Raw genomic sequence first — 2,134 nt, forward strand, 5'->3', positions numbered from 1 at the left:
CGCCGGTGCAGGTCAGCACCAGGAGGCTGCGGATCCACCACGGCGGCGGCCGGTTGCCCTTCGGCTCTTCGTAGAGCGCGCGGTTTTTCACGAAGGCGCGCAGCGCGACCAGCAGCAGCGCCGCGCAGCCGAAGCCCACCAGCGGCGACAGCAGCAGCGAGTAGCCGACCTTGGTGGCTTGCGCCCAGTCGACGCCGCTGGTGCCGTCGCGGCCGTGCATCAGCGCGTTGGCGATGCCCACGCCGATGATCGAGCCGATCAGCGTGTGGGACGACGAGGCCGGCAGCCCGAGCCACCAGGTGCCGAGGTTCCAGACGATCGCGGCGATCAGCAGCGCGAACACCATCGCGAAGCCGGCGCCCGAGCCGACCTGCAGGATCAGCTCGACCGGCAGCAGCGAGATGATGCCGAAGGCCACCGCGCCGCTGGACACCAGCACGCCGAGGAAGTTGAAGAAGCCCGACCAGACCACCGCGATGTTCGGCGGCATCGAATGGGTGTAGATGACGGTCGCGACCGCGTTGGCGGTGTCGTGGAAGCCGTTGACGAACTCGAAGCCGAGCGCGATCAGCAGCGCCACGCCCAGCAGCAGGAAGGGCAGCCAAGTGGTGACCGTGGTGCCGGCCGCGCTGATGTCGCCGACCAGGCTGTAGCCGGTGAACAGCAGGCCGGCGGCGAGCAGGCCGATGAACAGGATCGCCGTCAGCGGGCCGGGCTTGCGGTCCAGCGAGGGGCGCGACGATACGGGCAGCGTGCCGGCGGTGGTGGTGCTGGTGTTCATGGAGCCGGATCGTCGGACGGCGATGTGACAACGGCATGACGGCGGGCTGTCATGGTCCCGTCATGCGGCTGATGCACCGTCAGGCACCTGTGTCTTTCAACCTGCCGTACCCACCATGAGCGTGAACCCCGAACAAGACGAGTGGATGCAGCGCATCCACCGCGACCTGATGGACAGCTACGACGAGGAGCTCGAGCTGGAGATCGAGGACCGCGACCCGGACGGCACGCCGTCGGACCGTGAGCAGCGCCGCAGCTACTTCCGCGAGCTGTTCCGGCTGCAGGGCGAGCTGGTGAAGCTGCAGGACTGGGTGGTCGGCACGCGGCAGAAGGTGGTGATCCTGTTCGAGGGGCGCGACGCGGCCGGCAAGGGCGGCGTGATCAAGCGCATCACGCAGCGGCTGAACCCGCGGGTGTGCCGTGTTGCCGCGCTGCCGGCGCCGAACGACCGCGAGCGCACGCAGTGGTATTTCCAGCGCTATGCGACGCACCTGCCGGCGGCCGGCGAGATCGTGCTGTTCGACCGCAGCTGGTACAACCGTGCCGGCGTCGAGCGGGTGATGGGCTTCTGCACCGACGACGAGTACGAGGAGTTCTTCCGCACCGTGCCCGAGTTCGAGAAGATGCTGGTGCGCTCGGGCATCGTGCTGCTGAAGTACTGGTTCTCGATCACCGATGAAGAGCAGCACCTGCGCTTCCTTGGCCGCATCCACGATCCGCTGAAGCAGTGGAAGCTGAGCCCGATGGACCTGGAGTCGCGCCGCCGCTGGGAGGACTACACCAAGGCCAAGGAGATCATGCTGGAGCGCACGCACATCGCCGAGGCGCCGTGGTGGGTGGTGCAGGCGGTCGACAAGAAGAAGGCGCGGCTCAATTGCATCGCGCATTTGCTGGGGCAGCTGCCGTATGGGGAGGTGGCGCATGCGCCGATCGAGTTGCCGCAGCGGGTGCGGCACGATGATTACTTCCGGCAGCCGGTGCCTGAGCAGATGATCGTGCCTGAGGTGTACTGAACGTCTGTTGGCGCTTGCAAAGGCGCGGGYGGGGAGGCTGGGGCTCGCCGGTCGGTGCGGTCATCGCCCCWGGCGGGGCGATGACTCCCCTCCGCTGACTGRTTTCATGGCCCGTCGCCCAAACTCCCGCCACTCGCTTCGCTCGTTGTGGTCAAACAGTGGGCGACAGTCAGTTGACGAAGCGTGCTGCGCACGCGGGCCAWGAAACCAGCCAGCTCCGGCGCCCCGCCCTGATTGGCGCTCCCCAGCCTCCCCACCCGCGCCTTTGCGGMACCGCCGCRCTGTRTTKGGGGGAAAAGATTGAAGTGACCGACGAAGCGCGCSARCGCYCGCATGCTCGT

General features: G+C 67.6%; 2 protein-coding genes. One reads left to right on the forward strand and one right to left on the reverse strand.

Annotated elements, in window-relative coordinates; all coding sequences use genetic code 11:
• Nucleotides 1-781 (reverse strand): inorganic phosphate transporter (locus tag AC1D01_RS31585; RefSeq protein WP_477873464.1); only part of this gene is annotated, 781 nt, incomplete at its 3' end.
• Between the two features lie 115 nt (nucleotides 782-896).
• Between AC1D01_RS31585 and ppk2 the strand changes: the two genes are divergently transcribed.
• On the forward strand, nucleotides 897-1,793 hold the full coding sequence (ppk2, locus tag AC1D01_RS31590) for a polyphosphate kinase 2 (RefSeq protein WP_477873465.1): 897 nt from the start codon (nucleotides 897-899) through the stop codon (nucleotides 1,791-1,793).
• Nucleotides 1,794-2,134: the final 341 nt, after the last annotated feature.

The sequence above is a fragment of the Rhizobacter sp. P3_B12 genome, assembly GCF_056402895.1.

Excerpts from the sequence above, each read along its gene's own strand:
- ppk2 (WP_477873465.1), top strand. The coding sequence starts at position 897 with ATGAGCGTGAACCCCGAACAAGACGAGTGGATGCAGCGCATCCACCGC.